Origin of the sequence: Streptomyces sp. PCS3-D2 (assembly GCF_000612545.2) — a bacterium.
Taxonomy (GTDB): Bacteria; Actinomycetota; Actinomycetes; order Streptomycetales; family Streptomycetaceae; genus Streptomyces.
On the sequence record NZ_CP097800.1, the window covers coordinates 3908326 to 3931784 of the forward strand.

Annotated in this window: 16 protein-coding genes; 7 read left to right on the plus strand and 9 right to left on the minus strand. The window is 71.4% G+C overall.

What is annotated here, in order from left to right; genetic code table 11:
• Positions 1 to 3 precede the first annotated feature (3 nt).
• From AW27_RS17105 to AW27_RS17115, 3 genes are all read right to left on the minus strand, one after another.
• Positions 4 to 819: a membrane protein gene (locus tag AW27_RS17105; RefSeq protein WP_037920306.1), complete on the minus strand. Its 816-nt coding sequence runs from the start codon at positions 817 to 819 to the stop codon at positions 4 to 6.
• Positions 820 to 967: 148 nt separating this feature from the next.
• Entirely contained in the window at positions 968 to 2266 is a 1299-nt protein-coding gene (locus AW27_RS17110) for a metallophosphoesterase (protein ID WP_037921317.1), read from the minus strand.
• Between the two features lie 230 nt (positions 2267 to 2496).
• On the minus strand, positions 2497 to 3612 hold the full coding sequence (locus tag AW27_RS17115; RefSeq protein ID WP_037920304.1) for a LacI family DNA-binding transcriptional regulator: 1116 nt from the start codon (positions 3610 to 3612) through the stop codon (positions 2497 to 2499).
• Between the two features lie 361 nt (positions 3613 to 3973).
• On the opposite strand from AW27_RS17115, the gene hisC reads away from it, so the two are divergent.
• Positions 3974 to 5053 (plus strand): histidinol-phosphate transaminase, encoded by a 1080-nt coding sequence (gene hisC / locus AW27_RS17120; protein WP_037920303.1) that lies wholly within the window; start codon positions 3974 to 3976, stop codon positions 5051 to 5053.
• 23 nt (positions 5054 to 5076) lie between these two features.
• Here hisC and AW27_RS17125 read toward each other — a convergent pair whose 3' ends face one another.
• The gene (locus AW27_RS17125) at positions 5077 to 5445 is read right to left on the minus strand and encodes a cyclophilin-like fold protein (RefSeq protein WP_037920302.1); all 369 of its coding nucleotides are present in this window, start codon (positions 5443 to 5445) and stop codon (positions 5077 to 5079) included.
• A gap of 189 nt (positions 5446 to 5634) precedes the next feature.
• Between AW27_RS17125 and AW27_RS17130 the strand changes: the two genes are divergently transcribed.
• The 4 genes from AW27_RS17130 to AW27_RS17145 all read left to right on the plus strand — a co-directional run bounded on the left by AW27_RS17130 (position 5635) and on the right by AW27_RS17145 (position 13575).
• Entirely contained in the window at positions 5635 to 7140 is a 1506-nt protein-coding gene (locus AW27_RS17130; protein WP_037920300.1) for a cytochrome ubiquinol oxidase subunit I, read from the plus strand.
• 18 nt (positions 7141 to 7158) lie between these two features.
• The gene (cydB, locus tag AW27_RS17135) at positions 7159 to 8160 is read left to right on the plus strand and encodes a cytochrome d ubiquinol oxidase subunit II (protein ID WP_037920299.1); all 1002 of its coding nucleotides are present in this window, start codon (positions 7159 to 7161) and stop codon (positions 8158 to 8160) included.
• Positions 8161 to 8241: 81 nt separating this feature from the next.
• Positions 8242 to 11799 carry a thiol reductant ABC exporter subunit CydD gene (cydD, locus tag AW27_RS17140; protein WP_037920296.1) on the plus strand — a complete coding sequence of 1186 codons (3558 nt, stop codon included), beginning with the start codon at positions 8242 to 8244 and terminating at the stop codon, positions 11797 to 11799.
• A gap of 24 nt (positions 11800 to 11823) precedes the next feature.
• Complete coding sequence (locus AW27_RS17145; protein ID WP_052030344.1) at positions 11824 to 13575, plus strand: sensor histidine kinase; 1752 nt, start codon at positions 11824 to 11826, stop codon at positions 13573 to 13575.
• Positions 13576 to 13584: 9 nt separating this feature from the next.
• Here the strand turns inward: AW27_RS17145 and AW27_RS17150 are convergent, their stop codons facing one another.
• Positions 13585 to 14472: a Cof-type HAD-IIB family hydrolase gene (locus AW27_RS17150; RefSeq protein ID WP_106967581.1), complete on the minus strand. Its 888-nt coding sequence runs from the start codon at positions 14470 to 14472 to the stop codon at positions 13585 to 13587.
• 117 nt (positions 14473 to 14589) lie between these two features.
• Between AW27_RS17150 and AW27_RS17155 the strand changes: the two genes are divergently transcribed.
• Positions 14590 to 15495: an LLM class flavin-dependent oxidoreductase gene (locus AW27_RS17155; protein ID WP_037920290.1), complete on the plus strand. Its 906-nt coding sequence runs from the start codon at positions 14590 to 14592 to the stop codon at positions 15493 to 15495.
• A 60-nt stretch (positions 15496 to 15555) separates the two neighbouring features.
• Here AW27_RS17155 and AW27_RS17160 read toward each other — a convergent pair whose 3' ends face one another.
• The 3 genes from AW27_RS17160 to AW27_RS17170 form a co-directional block, all read right to left on the minus strand.
• Complete coding sequence (locus AW27_RS17160; RefSeq protein WP_052030343.1) at positions 15556 to 18660, minus strand: hypothetical protein; 3105 nt, start codon at positions 18658 to 18660, stop codon at positions 15556 to 15558.
• Entirely contained in the window at positions 18657 to 20561 is a 1905-nt protein-coding gene (locus AW27_RS17165; RefSeq protein ID WP_037920287.1) for an HSP90 family protein, read from the minus strand. The genes AW27_RS17160 and AW27_RS17165 overlap by 4 nt, the downstream gene beginning before the upstream one ends.
• A 144-nt stretch (positions 20562 to 20705) precedes the next feature.
• Positions 20706 to 21245, minus strand: a complete 540-nt coding sequence (locus tag AW27_RS17170; protein WP_037920283.1) for an RNA 2'-phosphotransferase — start codon at positions 21243 to 21245, stop codon at positions 20706 to 20708.
• A gap of 153 nt (positions 21246 to 21398) precedes the next feature.
• On the opposite strand from AW27_RS17170, the gene AW27_RS17175 reads away from it, so the two are divergent.
• Positions 21399 to 22229, plus strand: coding sequence for an aquaporin (locus tag AW27_RS17175; RefSeq protein WP_078556256.1), 831 nt, complete (start codon positions 21399 to 21401; stop codon positions 22227 to 22229).
• A 198-nt stretch (positions 22230 to 22427) separates the two neighbouring features.
• On the opposite strand, the gene AW27_RS17180 is transcribed toward AW27_RS17175, so the two are convergent.
• A complete protein-coding gene (locus tag AW27_RS17180) occupies positions 22428 to 23342 on the minus strand; it encodes a MerR family transcriptional regulator (RefSeq protein ID WP_037920280.1) in 915 nt (304 codons plus the stop codon).
• Positions 23343 to 23459: the final 117 nt, after the last annotated feature.

The window sequence follows — 23459 nt, forward strand, 5'->3', positions numbered from 1 at the left end:
TGCCTACTCCGGCCGGTGCTCGGGGCCCCCGAAGTCCGGGCTGGTGAAGTCCGGCGGTGTGTAGCCGGGCGGGGACTCCCGCGACGAGGGTCCCGGACTGGAGAAGTCGGGCCGGGTGTACCCCAGGCTGGGGATGCGCCCGGCCCCCGGCGTGCGGGGGGTCGGGAAGCCCGGGACCGCACTCGGATCGGCCAGCGCGTCCCGCAGGAACGGAATGATGCCGCGCTCCAGCAGGGCGTGCCGCCATGCCTCACGGGCCCGCGCCACCTCGTCGGGTATCGCCTCGGTCTCGTCCGCCGCCACCTCGGTCGCACTGTTGCGGACGGCCGTGACCAGCAGCCCGATCACGGCGCAGAGCAGGGCCACCGCGGTGAGCGCCCCGAAGAGCCAGCCGGCCGTCAGCATGGTCCGGGCGAAGGCCGGTTCGGGCTCGATCATCTTCAGGATGTAGCCGACGAGCAGGAAGATCAGCATCGCGGTGCCCGCCAGGACCGGTGCGAGGACCGCGACCACGGCGCTGACGCCCGCGCCGCCGCTGCTCCGGTCGTCGTTCTCGTCCCCCGCCGCGCCGGGCGCGGAGAGCGCCTCGTCGCGGCGTTCCTCGCGGACCTTCACGTAGTGGACGTACTCGGCGGCCGCCGCGGCCGCCAGCAGGGCGCTGGCGCCCTGGGCCATGGTGCGCAGCTGTTCGGCGTTCAGCCGCTCGCCGAGTGCGGCGAGCTCGGGCCGTTCGCCGGCGGCGCGCAGTGCCTCGTCGATGAGCCGGTCGAACTCCGGTCGGTCTTCGGTCAGCAGGTGCGGAGCGCTGGTCATGTGCATCCCCCGATGCTCCGTAGAAGCCGGTTTCCCCGCGTAGACCCGGGTGCCGGCCGAAACGGAGGAGAGCCTGCTACGGATAGTGCGATGGTAGAGCGCCCACACCACGCCGTGACAGGGGCTTTCCGGAAATACCCCTCTGCGTAAGCTCTCAGTCGCTCAGCGGAAACCGTACGACGAGCAGCTTGCCCGCCATCGTCACCCCGCCGTCCATCGCGATGGCGAGCCCGTCCGCGTACACGTGCGGGCCGTCCACGGCCTCGGGTCCCCGGGTGTCGTCGCCGTCCTCGGTGCCCACTTCGCCGAGCAGGTAGGGGATGGGGCTGTGGCCGTGCACCACCCGGCTGCCGCCGTAGGTGTCGAGCAGTTCGCGGACGGCCTGGGGGCCGGTCTCCTCGTCGCGGAAGGCGAAGCGCTTGGTGAACTTCCGGAAGAGGTCCCAGGTGATGTCCACGTCGCCCCGGTTGAGGAGCTCGTGGATGGTGTCGTTGACGTCCTCGATGGAGTCGCCGTAGTCCAGGTAGGCCGTGGTGTCGGAGTGCAGCAGCAGGTGGTCCTCCTCCAGCACGGCCGCGTCCAGCCGCGACATCCACTGGATGTGCACGTCCTGCAGGCGCTCCATGTCGCTGCGCTGGCCGCCGTTGAGCAGCCAGGCGGCCTGGAAGGTGGCGGTGCCGGCGCCGGACACGACGGGGGTGTCGCCGAACCGCTTGGCGCCGATGAGCAGCAGCTCGTGATTGCCCATCAGGGCCTTGCAGTAGCCGCCGGCGGCGGCCGCCTCGGCGGACAACCGCATCACGAGGTCGATGACGCCGATGCCGTCCGGGCCGCGGTCGGTGAAGTCGCCGAGGAACCAGAGCCGTGCGTTGCCCGCGGACCAGCTGCCCTCCGCGTCGATCAGCCCCTGGGCGTGCAGCTCGGCGACGAGTTCGTCGAGGTAGCCGTGTACGTCGCCCACGACGTACAGCGGGCCGGGGCCGGCGGTGTCCTGCGGGACGTACTGGACCTGGACGGTGTCGCCGGGGCCGCCGAGCGTGCCGCGGCCGATGACGGGGAGGTCCCGGTAGGTCGGGGTGTAGCCCTCGAGGTCGTCCTCGTCGGGGCCCCGGCCCGTCGCGTGCACCGGTTCGGCATCCGCGTGCGCGTGGCCCTGCGGGTCCCCGTGCGGGGGCTCCTCGCGGCGCGGGTCGTGCTGCGGCTCATGGTGCGGCTCGTGGTGCCGGACCGGGGGCGCCGGGGGTGCGGGCGGCTGCGGCGGGTGGCCGGGCTGCGGGGGCACGGAGGATCGTGCGCCGTCCTCGTAGTACGCGGGGTACTCGCCGTACACGGGAGCCTCGTTCGGCAGACCGGTGGATACGGCGTACGGGGCGGCGGGTTCGGTGACTGGCACCCGGAAGTCCCGCAGCGTCTCCGTCCGCATCGCGGGTCCCTGACCGGCCCCCTGAGTCATCGACCCCTCCACCACCGTCGCGCTGCCGTACACCTGCGGACCCTCCTGACCTCCTGGGAGGAGGGTCCGTGATGTCGTGCGCCCATCATAGGAATGCGGCTCGCGCTGTGTGACGCACCAGGGGTGGTGAATCCTTTGCGGAGCGTATCGTTCCTACCGTTTTTGCCCGATATTGCCGTTGCTGAAATCCTGGACCGACCGCCGATCAGGCCGACCGGACGGTCTGCCGGTCAGTCCTGGGCCGGAGATCGGGGCGGGCTGACGGTCCTTCGGGGCTGCCTGCGCTGCGACGAGGTACGGATGATCAGCTCGGTCGGGACCACCTGTTCGACCGGACGTCCGGTGTCCACGCCCTCGATCGCGTCGATGAGCAGCTGGACGACGGCGGTGCCGATGCGGCGCGGCTTGAGGGACAGGGTGGTGATCGGCGGTTCGGTGTTGGCGTACACAGTGGACTCGCTGCAGCAGACGAGCAGCAGGTCCTCGGGGACGCGCAGGCCGTAGCGGCGGGCGGCGGCGAGCAGGTCGGTGCCGTTGGGGTCGAAGAGCCCGTAGACCGCGTCGGGGCGGTCCGGGCGGGCGAGCAGCCGGTCGGCGGCGACGGCGCCCGCGCACGGGTCGTGGGCGGGGTAGGACTCGTAGACCGGGTCCTGGCCGACGCGCTCGCACCAATTGAGGTACGCGGTGGTGGACAGGCGGGTGTAGGTGTCGGTGGTGGTGCCGGTCAGCAGGCCGATCCGGCGGGCGCCGGCGGCGGCGAGGTGGTCGAGGAGGCCGAGCACGGCGGCCTCGTGGTCGTTGTCGACCCAGGCGGTGACGGGCAGGGATCCGGCGGGCCGGCCGTCGGAGACCACGGGGAGGCCCTGGCGGACCAGCTCGGAGACGACGGGATCGTGGTCGGAGGGGTCGATGACGACGGTGCCGTCGAGGGCGACGTTGGACCAGACGTCGTGGCGCGAGGTGGCGGGCAGGATGACGAGGGCGTAGCCGCGGGCGAGCGCCGCCGAGGTGGCGGCCCTGGCCATCTCGGCGAAGTAGGCGAACTCGGTGAAGGTGAAAGGTTCATCCCCGTAGGTCGTCACGGTCAGGCCGATGAGGCCGGACTTGCCGGTACGGAGGGTGCGGGCTGCGGCCGACGGGCGGTAGCCCAGCCGGTCGGCGACCTCGCGAACGTGGCGACGGGTGGCGTCGGGCAGCCGTCCCTTGCCATTGAGCGCGTCGGAGACGGTCGTGATGGAGACGCCGGCCGCGGCGGCCACGTCCCTGATGCCGGCCCGGCCCTGTCGGCCGGCGGCCCGCCGGGTGGTCTCGGTCCGGCTCACCTGGTGCTTCCCTGCTGCTGTCATGGCGAGCCGATAGTAGGGCTCGGCGGGGGGCGCGGGCCGGGTGCATATGCACGCGTTGACAGGCACGTTTCTGCATGGTTAGACACCCTCAATGACCTTGGAAATAAAGGCATTTCATGGCGTGGGTTGATGGTGGAGCCTGTCGGCGGGTCCGAGCATGCCAAACCGATGCGGTTGCGGCCCGATCGCAACTCACCTGCACGAGGGATGCGCGCCACGGCGCAGGCCACCGGCGCACGCATATATGCGTGCGCTCCCCCTCATTCCAGGCGCCCCCATTCTCGGAAGGGCGGAATCCTCATAAGGTGAGCAGTATTGAGTCGACGGCGACGTCGTACGGGACGGTCGAGGAGGACCTGCGGTGAGCGAGAACAGCCCGAAGCTGCGCGCCGAGCTGGACGGCATTCCGACATACAAGCCCGGCAAGCCGGCTGCCGCGGGCGGGCCCGTCGCGTACAAGCTGTCCTCCAACGAGAACCCGTACCCGCCGCTGCCGGGGGTGCTGGAGAGCGCCGTCACGGCGGCCGGGGCCTTCAACCGGTACCCGGACATGGCATGCACCGGCCTGCTGAACGAGATCGCCGAGCGGTTCGGCGTGCCGGTCGAGCACGTGGCCACGGGCACCGGCTCGGTGGGCGTGGCCCAGTCGCTGATCCAGTCCACGGCGGGCCCGGGTGACGAGGTCATGTACGCCTGGCGCTCCTTCGAGGCGTACCCGATCATCACGCAGATCTCGGGCGCGACCTCGGTGCAGGTGCCCCTCACCGAGGGCGACGTGCACGACCTGGACGCCATGGCCGCGGCGATCACCGAGCGGACCCGGCTGATCTTCGTTTGCAATCCGAACAACCCCACGGGCACCGCAGTGCGCCGGGCCGAGCTGGAGCGGTTCCTGGACCGGGTGCCCTCGGACGTCCTGGTGGTCCTGGACGAGGCGTACCGCGAGTTCGTGCGCGACGCCGACGTCCCGGACGGCATCGAGCTGTACCGCGACCGCCCCAATGTCGCGGTCCTGCGTACGTTCTCCAAGGCATACGGCCTCGCCGGCCTGCGGGTCGGCTTCGCGGTCGCGCACGAGCGGGTGGCGGCGGCGCTGCGCAAGACGGCGGTGCCCTTCGGGGTCAGCCAGCTCGCCCAGGACGCGGCGGTGGCCTCGCTGCGCGCCGAGGACGAGTTGATGGGCCGGGTCGGGGCACTGGTGGGCGAGCGGGCGCGGGTCCACGAGACGCTGCTGGCGCAGGGCTGGACCGTGCCGGACACGCAGGCGAACTTCGTGTGGCTGCGCCTCGGTGAGCGGACCGCGGACTTCGCGGCGGCCTGCGAGAAGGCCGGTGTGGTGGTCCGGCCCTTCGCGGGCGAGGGCCTGCGGGTCACGATCGGCGAGCCCGAGGCGAACGACCTCTTCCTGCACACGGCGGGGGAGTTCTTCAAGGAGCTCTAGGCCCGGGGAGCACTGGGCTCTTCTCAGGCGAGTTCCACGCGGATGGGATCGCCATCGCGAACGGTGGACAGCAGGCGGGGGTCGCCGTCGAACGAGCCGAGCACGTTGCACGGACTCGCCAGGCGGCTCTCGCCTCCGCGTGAGATGGGCGTCGGACCGTAGGGCAGCGCCAGGGCGTCGCCCTCGGTCCAGAACGCGACGGTGCCGGGCTCGACGACCTGCTGGGCGTCGTCTTCCAGAGCCACGGAGACGCCCGTGTCGAAGTAGACCTCCTCGCCCCACGTATGCGCGGAGGCGGAGATCGGGAGGGCCTCGGCGAGCGCCTTGCCGGTCGGGGTCTCGTCGAGGGTTGCGGTGAGCTGGCCGGCAGGCCAGGAGATTCGAATCTGCATGAGCCGAATTCAACAATCTGTTGAATGGATTGGCTAGAGGGGCACCCCAGGTGAAGCTGGCCGAAAGGTGTGCGTCATAATGCTTGTGAATGTGAACGCGTTCACAAGCGTGTCTGCTTCCTCCCGGAATGGGCGTGCTTGGGAGGCGGGCTTCCCCTGTGACCACGGCGATGCGAAGGAGACGAGGACGTGGACCTGGCTCTGGCGCCAGAAACCCTGGCGCGATGGCAGTTCGGCATCACCACCGTCTATCACTTCCTCTTCGTGCCCTTGACGATCTCGCTCGCCGCGCTCACGGCCGGCCTGCAGACCGCTTGGGTGCGCACCGAGAAGGAGAAGTACCTCAGAGCCACCAAGTTCTGGGGAAAGCTCTTCTTGATCAATATCGCGATGGGTGTCGTCACCGGCATCGTCCAGGAGTTCCAGTTCGGTATGAACTGGTCCGACTACTCGCGGTTCGTGGGTGACATCTTCGGTGCCCCCCTCGCCTTCGAGGCGTTGATCGCCTTCTTCTTCGAGTCCACCTTCATCGGACTGTGGATCTTCGGCTGGGACAAGCTGCCCAAGAAGATCCACCTGGCCTGCATCTGGATGGTGTCCATCGGCACCGTCCTGTCCGCCTACTTCATCCTGGCGGCGAACTCCTGGATGCAGCACCCGGTCGGCTACCGGATCAACGAGGAACGAGGTCGGGCGGAGCTCACCGATTTCTGGCTGGTGCTCACCCAGAACACCGCGCTCACCCAGTTCTTCCACACCATCACGGCCGCCTTCCTCGTCGGCGGCGCGTTCATGGCCGGCATCTCCGCCTACCATCTGGCGCGCAAGAAGCACATCCCCGTGATGCGCAGCTCGCTGCGTCTGGGACTCGTGGTCCTGATCATCGCCGGCCTGGGCACCGCGATCAGCGGTGACCTGCTCGGCAAGGTCATGTTCAAGCAGCAGCCCATGAAGATGGCCGCCGCCGAGGCCCTCTGGGACGGTGAGGCGCCCGCGCCCTTCTCCGTCTTCGCCTACGGCGACGTCGAAAAGGGCCACAACAAGGTGGCCATCGAGATCCCGGGCCTGCTGTCCTTCCTGGCCAACGACGACTTCACCTCGTTCGTCCCGGGCATCAACGACGTCAACAAGGCCGAGCAGGAGAAGTTCGGGCCCGGCGACTACCGGCCCAACATCCCGGTCGCCTACTGGGGCTTCCGCTGGATGATCGGCTTCGGTATGGCCTCGCTCGGCGTGGGTGTGCTGGGACTCTGGCTGACCCGCAAGAAGTTCCTGCTGCCGCCCGGTCTGCGCACCGGGGAGGACGAGGTTCCGAACCTGGTGCTCTTCAAGAAGGCGCTGAGCCCCAGAATCGGCAACCTCTACTGGATCGTCGCCCTGTGGACCACGGGCTTCCCGCTCATCGCCAGCTCCTGGGGCTGGATCTTCACCGAGATGGGCCGCCAGCCGTGGGTGGTCTACGGAGTCCTGCGCACCCGCGACGCGGTCTCGCCGCACGTCTCCCAGGCCGAGGTGCTCACCTCGATGATCGGCTTCACCCTGCTCTATGCGGTGCTGGCCGTGATCGAGGTCAGGCTCCTGGTCAAGTACGTCAAGCTCGGCCCGCCCGAGCTCACCGAGGCCGACCTCAACCCGCCCGCCAAGATCGGCGGGGACGACAAGAACCCCGACCGGCCGATGGCCTTCTCGTACTGAGGCTGAGGAGAACGCACCATGGAGCTCCACGACGTCTGGTTCGTGCTGATCGCCGTTCTGTGGATCGGCTACTTCTTCCTGGAGGGCTTCGACTTCGGTATCGGCGTACTGACTAAGCTGCTCGCCCGCGACCGTACGGAGAAGCGGGTCCTGATCAACACGATCGGCCCGGTGTGGGACGGCAACGAAGTGTGGCTGCTCACGGCGGGCGGCGCGACCTTCGCCGCCTTTCCCGACTGGTACGCCACCCTCTTCTCCGGCTTCTACCTGCCTCTGCTGCTCATCCTGGTCTGTCTGATCATCCGCGGTGTGGCCTTCGAGTACCGGCACAAGCGCCCCGAAGAGCGCTGGCAGGCCAACTGGGAACACGCGATCTTCTGGACCTCGCTGATTCCCGCCTTCCTGTGGGGTGTGGCCTTCGCCAACATCGTGCGGGGAGTGAAGATCGACGAGAACAAGGAGTACGTCGGCAGCTTCCTCGACCTGCTCAACGTCTACTCGCTCCTCGGCGGTCTGGTGACCCTCACGCTGTTCACCTTCCACGGCGCGGTCTTCGCCTCGCTCAAGACCGTCGGCGACATCCGGGACCGGGCGCGCAGGACGGCGACCGTGCTGGGTCTCGTCACCGCCGTGCTGGCTCTGGCCTTCCTCCTCTGGACGCAGGTCTCGCTCGGCGACGTGAAGAGCCTGATCGCGATGGCCGTGGCGGTGCTTGCCCTGCTCGGCGCGCTCGGCTCCAACCTGGCGGGCCGCGAGGGCTGGTCGTTCGCCTTGTCCGGGATCACCATCGCGGCCGCCGTCGCGATGCTCTTCCTGACGCTCTTCCCGAACGTGATGCCCTCCTCGCTCGATCCGGCCTGGAGCCTTACGGTCGCCAACGCATCGTCCAGCCCGTACACGCTGAAGATCATGACCTGGTGTGCCGCCGTGGCCACCCCGCTCGTGCTGCTCTACCAGGGCTGGACGTACTGGGTGTTCCGCAAGCGGATCGGGACGCAGCACATCGCCGACGCGCACTGAGCGCAGGCCGGTGGACGCGTCCGCGTCCTCGCGCCACCTGACCCGCCGGCCCGACCGGCCCTCCCCCGGAGGATGTTTCACGTGAAACCGATCGACCCGCGCCTGCTCCGGTACGCCCGTTCCACCCGCCTCTTCCTGGGGGCGGTGGTGGCCCTGGGGCTGGCCGGGGCGGGGCTGGTCGTCGGTCAGGCGATGCTCATCGCCGAGATCGTGGTCGGAGCCTTCGAACGGGGCCTCGACGGCGCGGCACTCAGGGTGCCGCTCCTGCTCCTCGCGGCGGTGGCGCTGGGTCGCGCTCTGATCGCATGGCTCACGGAGCTGGCCGCGCACCGTGCCAGTGCGGCGGTCAAGTCGGAGCTGAGGCGCCGGCTGCTGGACCGGGCCGCCGAGCTCGGGCCCGGGCGCCCGGGCGGGCAGCGCACCGGATCGCTGGTGTCGCTGGCCACCCGGGGCGTGGACGCGCTCGACGACTACTTCTCCCGCTATCTGCCCCAGTTGGGGCTCGCGGTCGTGGTGCCGGTCGCGGTGCTCGCCCGCATCATCACCGAGGACTGGGTGTCGGCGGCCATCATCGTGGTCACGCTCCCCCTCATCCCGGTGTTCATGGTCCTCATCGGCATGGCCACCCAGACCCGGATGGACCGCCAGTGGCGGCTCCTGTCGCGGCTGTCGGGTCACTTCCTCGACGTGGTGGCCGGCCTTCCGACCCTGAAGGTCTTCGGCCGCGCCAAGGCTCAGGCCGAGTCGATCCGCAAGATCACCGACGACTACCGGCGGGCGACGATGCGGACGTTGCGCATTGCCTTCCTGTCGTCCTTCGCACTGGAACTGCTGGCGACCTTGTCGGTCGCGCTGGTGGCCGTGACGATCGGCATGCGACTGGTCCACGGCGAACTCGACCTCTATACCGGCCTGGTCATCCTGATCCTGGCGCCCGAGGCCTACCTGCCGCTGCGACAGGTAGGAGCCCAGTACCACGCGGCCGCAGAGGGGCTGGCGGCCGCCGAGGAGATCTTCGAGATCCTGGAGACCCCCGCCACCGGCCCGGTCGGTACGGCGGAGCTGCCGGACGGCGCTCCCCTGCGGATCGAGATCGACGGGCTCGCCGTTCGCTACGAGGGTCGTGACGAGGACTCGCCGCGGCCCGTTTCGCTGGCCGTCAGACCGGGCGAGTGCGTGGCCCTCACCGGCCCGAGCGGGGCCGGCAAGTCCACGCTGCTCCAGGTGCTGCTGGGGTTCGTGCAGCCGACCGCCGGACGGGTGCGGATCGCGGGGGTGGACCTGGCTGAGCTGTCGCCTGAGCACTGGCGGCAGCGGATCGCCTGGGTGCCCCAACGTCCGCACCTCTTCGCCGGGACCGTCGCCGAGAACGTACGGCTGGCCCGCTCCGGGGCCCGTGACAGCGAGGTGACCGCCGCCCTGAAGGACGCCGGAGCCTGGGAGTTCGTCTCCGCCCTGCCGCGCGGTGCCGAGACCCTGCTGGGTGAGGGCGGCGCGGGTCTGTCCGCCGGGCAGCGGCAGCGGCTGGCGCTGGCTCGGGCTTTCCTGGCGGACCGGCCGGTGCTGCTGCTGGATGAGCCGACGGCGGCGCTGGACGGCGAGACCGAGGCCGGCATCGTGGACGCGGTCCGGCGGCTCTCCGAGGGGCGGACGGTACTGCTGGTCGTGCACCGGCCGGCCCTGCTCGCCGTAGCGGACCGGGTGGTCCGCATGACGTCCGGTTCCCTCCCCGACGGATCGGGCCCGCTCCCCCGCACCGTACGGCCCGCGGTGGCCGGCGAGGAGCCGGCCTCCGGTGGGCTTGGCCCCGACGCCGGGGAGTGGATCCTCGGGGCCGCTCCCGAGCGAGTGCGGCCCGGCGGGACCTCGTCCGATGCGGGGGAAGCCGATCCGCTGCGCCGGGTGCGGGCGGTGGCTCGGGCATGGCAGGGCCGGTTCAGACTGGGGCTGCTGCTCGGGGCGCTGGCCGTCGGCTGCAGCGTCGGCCTGATGGCCGTGTCGGGCTGGCTGATCTCAAGGGCCTCCGAACAGCCCCCCGTCCTCTACCTGATGGTGGCCGTCACCGCGACCCGCGCCTTCGGAATGGGCCGTGCTGTCTTCCGGTACGCCGAACGGCTCGTCTCGCACGACGCCGTCCTGCGGATGCTCGCCGACCTCAGGGTGTCGGTGTACCGCCGGCTGGGGCGCATCGCGCCCGCCGGGCTGCGCGAACACCGGCGCGGGGACCTGCTGGCCCGGCTGGTCGCCGACGCCGACGCGCTGCAGGACTACTGGTTGCGCTGGCTGCTGCCGGTCGGCACCGCCGTACTCGTCGGAACCGGGTCCGTCGCGTTCACCACCTGGCTGCTGCCCGAGGCGGGAGCCGTGCTCGCCGTCGGCCTCCTCGCTGCGGGAGTCGGGGTGCCGTTGGTCAGCGGTGCGTGCGCCCGTCGTGCTGAGCGCAGGCTCGCGCCGGCACGCGGTGAGCTCGCCACCCGGGTGGCCGATCTACTGACCGGCACCGCGGAACTCACCGTGGCCGGGGCGCTGGCGGACCGAAAGGGCCGGGTGCGGGAGAGCGACGGCGTGCTGACGCGCATCGCCGCGCGGGGCGCTGCCGCGGGCGGGCTGGGCGGCGGCCTGTCCGCCCTGGTCTGCGGGCTCACGGTGGTGGCCGCCGCGGCCGTCGCCGCGACCGCGGTCCACGACGGACGGCTGTCCGGGGTGGCCATGGCCGTCGCGGTGCTGACGCCCCTCGCCGCCTTCGAGGCGGTGACCGGACTCCCCCTCGCCGTCCAGTACCGCCAGCGGGTGCGCCGGAGCGCCGAACGGGTCTACGAGGTCATCGACACTCCCGTGCCCGTCGCTGAGCCGGCGCAGCCTGCCGCGGCTCCCGCCTCGCCCTTCCCGGTCAGGCTCGCCGGGCTCTCCGCCCGCCACCCGGGGCAGGAGCGCGACGCGCTGCGGGGGTTGGACCTCACCCTGGAAGCAGGCCGCCGCATCGCGGTCGTCGGCCCCTCGGGCTCCGGCAAGACCACACTGGCCCAGGTCATGCTCCGCTTCCTGGACCCGGCCGAGGGCTCCTACAGCCTGGGCGGCGCCGACGCGCGCACCCTCGACGGCGACGATGTACGGGCGCTCGTCGGCCTCTGTGCCCAGGACGCGCACCTCTTCGACAGCTCGGTCCGGGAGAACCTTCGGCTGGCCCGCACCGCGGCGAGTGAGGAGCAGCTGCGGGAAGCACTGGCCGCGGCCCGGCTGCTGGAGTGGGCGGAGGGACTGCCGGACGGGCTGGACACGCTGGTCGGCGAGCACGGTGAGCGGATCTCCGGCGGCCAGCGCCAACGCCTGGCCCTGGCCCGGGCGCTGCTTGCGGACTTTCCCGTACTGGTGCTCGACGAGCCGGCCGAGCACCTGGACCTGGCCACGGCGGACGCCTTGACCGCGGACCTGCTGGCGGCGACGGAGGGCCGCACCACCGTGCTGATCACGCACCGGCTGGCCGGCCTGGAGACGGTCGACGAGGTACTCGTGCTGGACGGCGGCGAGGTGGTGCAGCGCGGCGGGTACGCGGAGCTGGCCGCGGTCGAGGGGCCGCTGCGCCGGATGCTGGAGAGGGAGCGGGCCATGGACGGGACTTTGGCCAACTTTCCCCTCTAATGGGGACTAACTACTCTCAAGGGCATGTCAGCGCAGCCGTCGCAGGAGCCGCCGGATCCCCTGCCGGATTCCTCACGGGGGACACCGGACCCCCTGGCCGCCGCCACCGAGGCCACCAGAAGCCTGCACGGACTGTCCACCGAGCTCACGGCGCGGGTACCGCAGCTACTGGAGGCCATGCGGTCGGTCGGTACCGGCCTGGAGCTGCACTCCACGCTCGACCGCATCTGTGAGACCGCGGCCGAGCTCGCGGACGCACGGTATGCGGCGATCGGCGTCGTCGATACGGAGGGCCGCGGGCTCTCGGACTTCGTCACCCACGGGATCAGCGCGGAGGTGTCCCGGAAGATCGGACACCGTCCGGACGGGAAGCGGGGCCTGCTCGGAGCGTTGATCTCACACTCCGACACCGTACGGCTCGCCGACCTGACGCAGGACCCGCGCTCGGCTGGCTTCCCGGCGCACCATCCGCCCATGAAGACCTTCCTCGGCGTCCCGATCCGGGTGCAGGGGGAGATCTTCGGCAACCTGTACCTCGCCGAGAAGAACGGCGGCGTCGAGTTCAACGACTACGACGTGGACATGGTCCGGGTGCTGGCCACCGAAGCGGGTATCGCCATCGGCAATGCCCGGCTGTACGAGGCTGCCACCCAGCGCGAGCGCTGGATCGACGGCTCGGTCGCCGTCACCACGGCCCTCCTCTCCGGCGGGGACGCCGACGACGCGCTCTCGGTGGTGGCCGAACAGGCCCGCCGGCTGGCGGACTCCGACGCCGGGATCGTCCTGCTGCCGGCCGAGGACGGCGGGATGGAGATCGTCGCCGTATCGGCGGAGAACCCGGCGACCTCGCTCGGCGTCGTGCTCCCGGGCGAGAGCCCCGTGGTCGACCATCTGCTGCGCGGCGAGCCGGTCTTCACGGACGACGCCTCGGCGGATCCTCGTATGATCAGCCGGCTCACCCGCCAGTACGGCCCCTGCATGATGCTGCCCCTGCACAGCGGCGGGCGGGTGCTGGGCGCGCTGGTCACGCCCCGAGCCCGAGGCAAGCGGCCCTTCAGCGAGGCCGAGCGGACCCTGGCCACTCAGTTCGCCTCGCAGGCGGCGCTCGCGCTGATGATGGCCGAGGCACAACGCGACCGGGAGCGGCTCGCGGTTTTCGAGGACCGTGACCGGATTGCCCGCGACCTGCACGATCTGGTCATCCAGCGGCTGTTCGCCACCGGGATGATGCTGGAGGGCGCCCAGCGCCGGTCGATCGTCCCCGAAGTTCGCAGCGGAGTGGGCAAGGCCGTGGACGAGCTGGACGTGACGATCCAGGAGATCCGTACGGCGATCTTCGCCCTCCAGCAGGGGCCCGTGGAAGCCCCGTCCGGGCTACGCACCCGCGTCCTGAGGGAGATCAACATGGCGGCCGTTCCACTGGGCTTCAAGCCTGCGCACCGCTTCCTCGGGGCGGTCGACACGGTCGTCGGCGAGCTGGTCGGCAAGAACCTCATCGCCGCGCTGCGGGAGGCGCTGTCCAATGCCTTCCGGCACGCCGACGCCTCCCGCATCGAGGTGGTCCTGGACTGCACCGTCACCTTGCCCGACGGCAGGCCCGGAGTCAGGCTGGAGGTCGCCGATGACGGGGTGGGCATCCCCGCGAGCGGCCGCCGCAGCGGTCTGCGCAACCTGCGGCGGAGGGCGGAGTCGCTCGGCGGTACGAGCTCCTACGGGCCGGGCATTGGGGAGGACGGCGGTGGGACCACCCTGGTGTGGGAGGCCCCGCTCCAGTAGCTGCGTTGCCTAACCCAGGTGTCGCGCGAGGCGCTCGGCCAGGATCCGCTCGATGACGAGGGCGACCCCGTCCTCGTTGTTGGCGACCGTACGGCCGGAGGCGGCCGCGATCACATCGGGGTGGGCGTTGCCCATCGCGTAGGAGGTGCCGGCCCAGCTGAGCATTTCCACGTCGTTCGGCATGTCCCCGAAGGCGACGACCTCGGAGGGGGAGATGCCCCGCTCGGCGCAGCACAGTGCCAGGGTGCTCGCCTTGGACACGCCGTGGCCGCTGACCTCCAGGAGGGAGGTGGGGCTGGAGCGGGTGATCGACGCGAATGCCCCGGCGGCGGAGCGCGCCAGTCCGAGGAACTCGTCCGGGGTGATCTCGGAGTGGTGTGCCAGCAGCTTGAGGACGGGTGCGGCGCTTTCGTCCGCGTGCTCGTGGAGCAGTTCCTCAGCGGTCGCGAGTCGGGCGCCCGGATCCTTGAAGAAGGGCGGGTATCCCGGCTCGTAGTTGATGCCGGCGGTCAGTTCGACCGCGAAGGACGTGCCGGGTGCCGCCTCGCGCAGGGCTTCCACGACGGAGAGCGCGGCCATCCTCGGGAGGGCCCTGACCTGTACGAACTCGCGTCCGGCATGCAGGTCGACCACCGCCGCGCCATTGGCGCAGATCGCGAGGCCGTGGCCGTGGACATGGTCGGCGACCACGTCCATCCACCGGGCCGGGCGGCCGGTGACGAAGAAGACCTCGATCCCCGCCGCCTCGGCGGCTGCGAGTGCCGCGACGGTACGAGGCGAGACGGACTGGTCATCGCGCAGCAGGGTGCCGTCGAGGTCGGTGGCGATGAGCCGGGGCATGGGGGTTGGCCCGTCCGGGCGCTGAGAAGCCGAGGTCACCGCTCCATCTTCGCCCATGGGGCGGGAGGGGCGGACCATGATCGAGCCAGGCTGCGGCCCGGCCGATGTTTCACGTGAAACGTATCGGGGGGCGATGTTTCACGTGAAACCTCGCCCCCACCGTAGGCTCGATGCATGAGTCTGCGTCTGAGCACGGTGATCCTTCCGGTACGTCGATGGCATGAGGGGGGCCGGGATCAGTGGCTGCGGGCCGAGCAGCTCGGTTTCCACACCGCCTACACCTACGACCACCTGTCGTGGCGGACCTTCCGCGACGGCCCCTGGTTCGGTGCCGTGCCCACGCTGACCGCAGCAGCCACCGTCACCGAGCGGATGCGCCTGGGCACGCTCGTCACCTCGCCGAACTTCCGCCATCCGGTGACCCTCGCCAAGGACCTCATCACCTTGGACGATGTGTCGGGCGGCCGGATCACGCTGGGCATCGGCGCCGGTGGCAACGGGTTCGACGCCACGGCCCTGGGGCAGGAGGCATGGTCCCCGCGTGAGCGCGCCGATCGCTTCGCCGAGTTCGTGCCGCTGCTGGACCGGCTGCTGACGGAAGGTTCCGTGACCCATGAGGGCGCCTTCTATTCCGCCGAGGAGGCCCGCAACGTCCCTGGTTGTGTGCAGGGGCCGCGGCTGCCGTTCGCGGTCGCCGCGACCGGTCCGCGAGGTCTGCGGCTCGCCGCCCGGCACGGGCAGGCATGGGTGACCACGGGTGATCCGAAGCTCTTCGAGAACGGCACGCCCGAGCAGTCGCTGGAGGCCCTGCGCGGGCAGATCGAACGGCTCGAAAAGGCCTTCGTGGAGATCGGCCGGGCCCCCGAGCCCATGGAGAAGATCCTGCTGACCGGCTTCACGCCCGAGGCCAACACCGTGCTGGAGTCGGTGGACGCGTTCGTCGACTTCGCGGGCCGACACCGCGAGCTGGGCTTCACGGAGCTGGTGGTGCACGCACCGATCCCCGACTCCCCCTTCGCAGCGGACGAGGCGGTCTTCGAGAAGATCGCCACCGAGGCCCTCCCGCAGCTCGATGGCTGATCCTCCGGTCGTCGCCGTTCCCGGGCGGAACGGCGACGACCGGAGCCGGACACGGGGCTGTTATGCGTCCCGGCCGTTCAGCTGTGCCAGCAGCCGCTCGGCGGAGGGCAGGAGCCAGTCCGGCACCTGGTCCTCAGGAAGGGCGCGTGCCTCGTTGATCAGCGCGGTGACGCGGGCCTCACCCGCTTCCGCGTCGTCGCGCTCCTGTTCCGTCCAGGCCGCGTTGTTCAGGCACTGGAACCGCTCCCGCAGGTACTCGGGGCCCAGTTCGGCGTACGTCCGGCCGGCTCGGTCCCACAGCTCGATCTGCTCCAGACGCAGTGCGTCGACCTGTGCCGGGCTCGGCGACGCGGACCCGGGCCCACCCGCGTTCTCGTCCTTGTCGCCGTCGCCGTCGCCGTCGCCGTCGCCGTCGCCGTCGCCGTCCTCGCCGTCCTCGGCTCCGTCGGTCTCCCCGGCGGTGGCGGCGTACCGGTCGAGCACCTGCGCCAGCTGGTGCCAGGTCTGGGCGAGTTCGGACCGCAGGACGCAATCTCCGGGATCGGCGGTGAGCGCCTGCTGCAGTACTGCCGCGGCTTCCCCCATACGGCCCCGGGCGAGGTCCACCGTTGTGGCGGAGATCGCCTCGCGCAGCCCCAGCCAGGCCAGGGAGCGCAGCACCCGCACCTCGGCGACAGGGTCCGCGCCCGTCCTGCGGTGCAGTTCCAGGGCCCGTTCGTAGGCGGCGACCGCCTCCTCGGTCAGTCCTGCGTCGTCCAGGGCGTCGGCGGCCGACTGGGCGAGGCTCGCCTGCGGCCGGGAATCCTCCCAGTCCTTGGCCACCTCCGCCGCCAGAAGGTACTGCTCGGCCGCCGGGCGGAGCTCGCCCAGCCGGCGCAGCAGGTCGCCCAGGAACTCGCGTGCGAACACGGTCTGCCCGTCGCCGTGTTCCAGCAGGTCCGGCAGGGCCGACTGCAGTACCTCGGCGGCCTCGGCGGTACGTTCGTCGCGTGCGTACGCCCTGGCCAGGAGCAGCCGGGCCTGCGCCCCGCCGTCCGCCCCCAGGCCGGCCCGGTCGAACCAGTGGGCAGCGGTGAGCGCGAGTGCCGCCGCCTCCGCCGCCGTCCGGTCCCCGTCCCGCCGCAGGAGGATGTCCGCGAGGGTCAGCCGTACCACGCCCTGCGCCTCGGCATCGGTCAGCTCGGCGGCATGCTCCAGGCCCGACCGTGCCGCCTGCTCGGCCTCCTCGGTGTGGTCGAGCGACATCAGCACTCCGGCCCGCAGCACCAGCGGGTCCACCGCCTGCCAGGGGCGCCCTGCCTCGATCGCCCGGGCAGCGCTCGCCGCCAGCAGGGGCAGAGCCCGTTCCGGGCCGCCCTGCGCCAGGGCTACCCGGCCCAGCATCTCCTCGGCCTCCGCCACCAGGTCCGGCGCCGTCTCCAGGTGGTCGGCGATGAAGGCGGTCAGGTCGGCGGCGAGCTCAGCGTGACCGTGCTCCTCAACCCCGTGGTGGGAGTGGACTTGGCCGTGATCGTGGTCGTGGTGCCCGCCCGGGTCGGCGGACTCCACCGTGCGCAGGTACGACTCCAGACGGAGCGTGGAGAGCTCGGCGAGGGCGATCCGCCGCGCTCGCCGCGGCTCGGCGTGGTCCAGTGCCTCGGCGGATCGCCGGGCGGTCCGCAGCAGTTCGCGGACCTCGTCGGGTGCGGCGCCGGACTGAGCGGCCGCGCCCGCGATCCGCAGCTCCGCGAGGGCGGCCCGTTCCGCCCGGCCGAGCGCCCGGTACTCGTCCCGGATGGCGGCCAGGAGTTCGCCCGCCTCCGGTGCCCCGCCCCGGGCGGCGGCCAGGGCCCGCTGGTCCGCGAGGTCGGCGCGTACCAGCGGATCCGCCCCTGGCTGTGCGTCCAGTCGTAGGGCCACCTCCGCCCACAGCGCGTCCGCGCCCGGATGGCCCAGGTCCCGGGCATCACGGGCCCGCTCCACCAGCTCGGCGAACCCGATGGACGCGACGGCCGTCCCGGGTGCGGCGGGGCCGGGGACGGACATGACGGAGGTGTCGGCGGGCCGGGGCAGTCCTGTGCTGCGCACCCCCAGCGGCAGGTCCACCGCCAGCGGTTCCCGGACGACCCGCGCGAGGAACCGTTCCGAAACCCGGGTGGTGCCGTTGCGCGCGTCGAACTGCCCGGCGATGTCGAGGCAGCCCGCGTACAACACCTCGTACAGCCCGGAGACGGTGCGGGGGGTGCCTTCGTAGGAGACCGCCGGGAGGTCTCCGTGCCCCAGTTCCCGCAGGCGGTGCAGCAGGACGAGGATGCCGCCGTGGAAGGACAGCCGGTCGTCGAGGTTGGCGAGGGGCGCCACGTGAGAGGCGTGTTCGGCCAGGATCTCCAGGCCGCGCGAGGTGTTGCCGGTCAGCGCGCAGAACTCGATGTGTTCGCCGACCGACGGCAGGAGGCTGTCGTTGCCGCGGGCCAGGCGGTAGCCGCGCAGGTGGTTGGAGCGTGCCTCGTCGGTCCGGCCGAGCCGAAGCAGCGGGAGGAGCGAGCTGGCGAGGACGCGGTGCGGTTCCTCGGCGCAGATCAGCTCGCCCGTGAGGACCGGCCGCCACAGCTCCAGGGCCTCGGTGTCGTCGCCCTGCAGGATGGCGTAGTGGCCCTGGTCCCCGAGCTCGCAGGCCTGGCAGTCGCTCATGTCGTCCCGCTCCGCCGCCAGCCAGCTCCGGAAGGCGCGCTCCGCACGCTCGTCGTCGCCCGTGGCATGGGCCAGCCACAGTTCGGCGTCGCGTACCGGGCGCTCGCTGTATCCGGCGATCCGGTAGCGGCGGTCCATCTCCTCCAGCCAGCCGGTCGCCGACTCCAGGGGTATGTCGGGCGAGTCGGCGATGGCCGTGGCCACCCACTTGAACTGCCAGAACAGCGAGTGGGTTTCCCATTCGCAGAAGGCCGCCGGGTCCTTGTCGTACTCCTGGAGCAGCCGCGCGAAGGGGACGAGGATCTTCGGTGACTCGGAGCTGTAGAGGTAGGCGTTGATCAGGTTGTTCAGGGCCTCGCGGAACAGGGCGCGGTTACCGCAGGCCTCGGCCGCGCCGGCCAGCGCCTCGGCATGCGCGTTGCGCGCGGCGCCGTTGGGCGCCTCGCGGTTCTCCGCCAGTCCTCGCACGATCTCCTCGTGCGTCAGCGTCGTCACTTCGGGTCCTCCTCGCCGTCACGGGCATCGGTGGGGTTCGCGGATGAGTGCGTCGCCCACTCCAGGAGCCCGAGGAAGGCCCGGTTGAGCAGCGCGGAGTCGGCGGGGCGCAGCGGCCGCTGGGACATCAGCAGGGCCTGTCCGTACAGCGATTCGACGGCGGTGCCGGTCAGCGCCTCGTCCTGCAGGCCGGAGATCCGCCGGATCAGCGGGTTGTTGTGGTTGAGGACCAGGCGCGCGCGGGGCGCGGATCCACGCAGCGACCCGAGGATGCCGCTCCACAGGGAGTCGGCGCTCTCCAGCGCGGCGGTGCGGTCGCGTTCCTGGCGGGCCTGGCGGTCGTCGAGGTAGAGCGCGGGCACGGTGACGGGCTGGAAGGCGCGCAGCGCCACGTCGCAGTGCTGGGATGCGAGGCGGGTGCGCGCGGTGGCGAGGAAGGGCGCCAAGGCCAGCTCGTCCGCGGTGGGCACCTGGTCGAGCCGTTCGGTGACGGCTCCCGCGTCCAGTTCGGTCACCTTGAGCTCCGGCCGTACGGAGGGCAGCAGGGCGAGCAGGTCCGCGTCGTAGGTGTAGCCGGCGTTGATGACGCCGAGGCCGTGGGCCGCGGCGATCGGCGCGATCTGGCGGAACTCCTCGACGGTGCGTGTGAAGTGGATGTCGGTGTGGGCGGCCGCGAACTCCTGCAGGCTCATCGAACCTGCGCTGGTCTCGAACGGCAGCCAGGGCAGCATCAGTCCCAGCAGCTCGGGGTCGTGCCGGGCCATGGACTTCACACCGAGGTGGTGGACCTGGAGGAACGAGGCCAGGCGCTCGGGGTCGCCGGCCGCGAGCTCGGCGAGCCAGCCGCGGATGCGGGCGCCGAGGGCTTCCCGTACGGCGGAGAGGGTCTCGTCGTCGTAGAGGTTCTCCCGGGAGGCGGTCGGCCGCAGCGTGTCCGTGTCGATGACGGCGCGGACGAAGAACGCCCAGTCCGGCAGCAGGTTGTCGGCCCGATGGGTCAGCAGCATGCCTTTGAGGTGGACGCGGTGTCCGGCCCGGTGGGCGGGGCTGGTCGGGTCCGGCAGGACGTACGCGACCCCGCGCACGCCGGCGACCGGCAGGTCGAGGTCGATGCTGTCGAGGGGTGTGAAATCGAAGAGTTCGGCGCAGTGTCCGGCCAGGGCGACGCGGCGGGCGGCGGGGGTGGGGAACGCGCGCTCCCAGACGGCGGCCCGGTCGGTGACGGGTCGCGGCTCGCCGCCCTGACCGTCGTCGAAGGTGATGTCGTAGGGGAGCAGGGAGCCGTAGTCGCGGGCCAGTTCCTCGACCTTGGCTGGGAGGATCCATTCCGCCGCACCCGGCCGGGCTTCCAGGACGACGGTGGTGCCGGGCTCGGGGCGGGCCGCGTGGGGCAGTTCGCGCACCGTGTAGGAGCCGTCGTCCGCGGCCAGCCATTCCACGGGGGCGGCTCGGGGGTCGCGGGCGGAGCGGGTGACCACGCGGATCTGGCGGGCCACGACGAAGCACGCGAGCAGTCCGATGCCGAACTGGCCGAGGAAGTCTCCTCGGGTGGCTTCCAGGGACTGCTCGGGGAACCCGTCCTCGCCGCCCCGCTTGGAGCTGCGGCCGATGGTGGCGAGGAACGAATGGGCCTCGGCGGCAGTCAGGCCGATCCCGCTGTCTTCGATGGTCACCCGGCCGCCGGAAGCCGTCAGCCGGATGTGGACCGGTGCCTCCGGGTCGATCGCCTGGCGTGCGGTGACCGCGTCCACCGCGTTCTGCAGGAGCTCGCGGACGTAGACGCGCGGGCTGGAGTAGAGGTGGTGGGAGAGGAGGTCCACCAGACCACGCAGGTCGACCTGGAAGCTGTGGGCGGCGGACACGGGTGTGGATGTGGGGGCCGGCATGGGTGTGGACGTCATGGGGCGTCACCTCGCGTGCATGTGTGGATGGTTCGGCGATCGCGAGGTCCCCCCCTCACTGATCCCGGAGTGGCAGACACATTAGGGGGATGGTCCGACAATCTCCGCGCGATTTCCGGCGCCGGCGCAGGGCAGCCCACAGGGCTACGGGAGGCGCAGGAACTGCGGAGGCACAGCGTCCACCAGCCACACCCCGTTGGCGCTGACTCGAAAGACGTGCCCGGCCGCACGCATCGCCGCGGCGTCCACGCTGAGGACGACGGGTCGGCCGCGGCGCGCGCCGACCCGGGTCGCCGTCTCCCGGTCGGGGGACAGGTGCACGTGGTGGCGGTCCATCGGGCGCAGGCCTTCGGAGTGGATCGGGTCGAGTGCCGCGGCCACGGTGCCGTGGTAGAGGTACGCGGGCGGTTCGGCCTCCGGAAGGTCCAGGTCCACGGTCACGGTGTGCCCCTGGCTGGCTCGGATGCGGGTGCCGTCGACGGCGAACCGCCGCTTGTCGTTGGTGGCCACGACGTGGTCGAGCTCCGCGCGGCTGAGGTGGAAGCCGTGCGCCGCTGCGCCGCGCAGCAGGTCGTCGATCTCCACCCAGCCGTGCGGGTCCAGCACCAGGCCGATCCGTTCCGGCTGGTGCCGCAGATGTTTCGAGAGGTACTTGGACACCTTCACGGTGCGTCTTTCGTCCATGAACCCCAGCGTGCCCGTCCCCCACGTCCTCCGGCAGGGATTTTCGGCTGCCGTGGGCCTGCGGACGGCCTGCGGACGGCCGACGAGCGTCTATTCTCATTCCGAGATGCGGAATATATTTTCCATTATCACTTCTGCTCCGGGGGAGACCTCATGCCAGTCCACACCTCTCTGCCACGCCGCGCGGCTGCCGAGCTGATCGGGACCGCCGGCCTGCTCATGGTCGTGATCGGCTCCGGGCTCAAGGCCGCGGAGCTCAGCTCCGACGCCGGTGTCGCCCTGATCGCCAACTCGTTCGCGTCGGCCATCGGCCTCGGGCTGATCGTCACCCTTTTCGGGCCGCTGTCCGGCGCCCATCTCAACCCGGTGGTCACCCTCGTCTCCTGGTGGGCCCGCCGCAGCGGCGGTGATGGGCTCGGCGGCCGCGAGGTACTCGTCTACGTCGCGGCCCAGACCGTCGGAGCCATCGGCGGCGCTGTTCTCGCGGAGGCCATGTTCGGACGGGTCCCGGGCACCTTCGCCACCCAGGTGCTCGACGGAGGTCACCTCCTCGTGGGCGAGGTGATCGCCACCGCCGGCCTCGTCCTCGTGATCCAGGGGCTGGGGCACATCGGGCGCCCCAGGCTCCTCCCCGCCGCGGTCGCCGCGTACCTCGCGGCTGCGATCTGGTTCACCTCTTCCGGCTCCTTCGCCAACCCCGCCGGCACCATCGGGCGCAGCTTCAGCGATTCCTTCACCGGCATATCGCCCGGATCGCTGCCCGGCTTCGTCGCCGCCCAGTTGCTCGGCGGGGTCCTCGGCCTGGCCGTGGCGGCCTTCCTCTACGGAACCCGGGCGGAGGACGCGGCCGCATCCGGGGACTCCGAAGCCTGCGGGACCGAGCCGACGCCGGGCAGCGGGACGGTCCTGCCGGCCGCGCTGCCCGGGACCGGGCCGGCGGAAGGCGTCGGCCCCGATAGGGCCGAGTACCAGGCGATCGGTTGAGCCGCGGTCGCGGTTGCCCACAGGAAAAGTGGACTTGTCCACAGGTGTTTGGGTGGGTTTTGACGGCAAACGCGTGATCCGCCCTGTGGAAGCTGTCGACCTGTGGAGGCAGTGGACAGATCCGTCTCGGACGCCACGGGTCACCCCGTCTCGGACGCCACGGGTCGCCCCGTCCGTTCCGCCCCGCCACGGGCCCGGCTACCGGCCACCCCGGCGTGCCAGATCGTTCATCGTGCGGGCCTGGAGCTCCCGCTCCGTCGCTGCCCGCACGAACTCCGCCACGTGGTCGGCGCCGACCAGCTCCTGCACCGCCCGCACCGTCCCGGCCGGTAGCGCCACCGGCGACGGACCCGTAGGCTGCGACGTCCCGGCCGCCCCTAGGTGCCGCTGGAGGTGCCGGGTCGCGAAGAGTCGCATTGCGCGGGCCAGCTCCGCATCCACGGTCTGCTGGGCCAGCGGCCGCAGCCGCCGTACCATCGTCGCCGCCTCCGCGGCGTCCGCGTCGGTGGGAGGCACCTGCCCGAGGTAGCGCGCGAAGACGTGCTCGGTGGTGAACTCCAGGAACCGCGACGCGATGTGCTCCACCTGGCCCCGCAGTTCTCGGAGGTGTCCGGTGATCGCCGCGAGCGGCACCCCGGCCGCGTACAGCTCGGCCGCCACCGCCAGCTCCTGCGGGGACGGCACCAGGAACTGGTCCGGGCGCCCGGGGATCCGCTCCAACACGCCCAGTTCGCAGGCCTCGCTCACCGCCTCGTCGTCCGGTAGGCCGCCGAACCGTTCGTTCAGCTCGTCCCGGCTGATCCGGGCCGCCTCCTCGTCGGTCCACGGCCCGTGTACCTCGGCGACCAGCCCCAGTACGCCCCCCAGCCCGCGCCCCGCGTCCCAGGCCTCCAACAGCTCCTTGATGGAGGCCAGGGTGTAGCCGCGGTCCAGGAGGTCGGCGATCTGGCGCAGCCGCGCCAGGTGCGTGTCCCGGTAGACGTTGGAACGGCCCCGCCGCTCAGGCTTGGGCAGCAGACCGCGGTCCTGGTACGCGCGGATGGTGCGCACCGTCGCTCCACTGTGGTGTGCCAGATCCTCGATCCGGTACTCGGCCACCGCCTGATCGGACAAACCCGGCTCCCTACGACGTCGTGGCTCGGCCGGCCGTGCGGAGCGCGCCGGCCGCGGCCCGTGCGGCAGGTGAAGCCGCAAGGCACTCGACCGCCCTGCGCAGCGAGCCCTCCTGCG

Excerpts from the sequence above, each read along its gene's own strand:
- AW27_RS17170 (WP_037920283.1), bottom strand. The coding sequence starts at position 21,245 with ATGGACGAAAGACGCACCGTGAAGGTGTCCAAGTACCTCTCGAAACAT.
- AW27_RS17175 (WP_078556256.1), top strand. The coding sequence starts at position 21,399 with ATGCCAGTCCACACCTCTCTGCCACGCCGCGCGGCTGCCGAGCTGATC.
- cydB (WP_037920299.1), top strand. The coding sequence starts at position 7,159 with ATGGAGCTCCACGACGTCTGGTTCGTGCTGATCGCCGTTCTGTGGATC.
- AW27_RS17105 (WP_037920306.1), bottom strand. The coding sequence starts at position 819 with ATGCACATGACCAGCGCTCCGCACCTGCTGACCGAAGACCGACCGGAG.
- AW27_RS17155 (WP_037920290.1), top strand. The coding sequence starts at position 14,590 with ATGAGTCTGCGTCTGAGCACGGTGATCCTTCCGGTACGTCGATGGCAT.
- AW27_RS17165 (WP_037920287.1), bottom strand. The coding sequence starts at position 20,561 with ATGACGTCCACACCCATGCCGGCCCCCACATCCACACCCGTGTCCGCC.
- AW27_RS17145 (WP_052030344.1), top strand. The coding sequence starts at position 11,824 with ATGTCAGCGCAGCCGTCGCAGGAGCCGCCGGATCCCCTGCCGGATTCC.
- AW27_RS17125 (WP_037920302.1), bottom strand. The coding sequence starts at position 5,445 with ATGCAGATTCGAATCTCCTGGCCTGCCGGCCAGCTCACCGCAACCCTC.
- AW27_RS17110 (WP_037921317.1), bottom strand. The coding sequence starts at position 2,266 with ATGACTCAGGGGGCCGGTCAGGGACCCGCGATGCGGACGGAGACGCTG.
- AW27_RS17115 (WP_037920304.1), bottom strand. The coding sequence starts at position 3,612 with ATGACAGCAGCAGGGAAGCACCAGGTGAGCCGGACCGAGACCACCCGG.
- AW27_RS17150 (WP_106967581.1), bottom strand. The coding sequence starts at position 14,472 with ATGGGCGAAGATGGAGCGGTGACCTCGGCTTCTCAGCGCCCGGACGGG.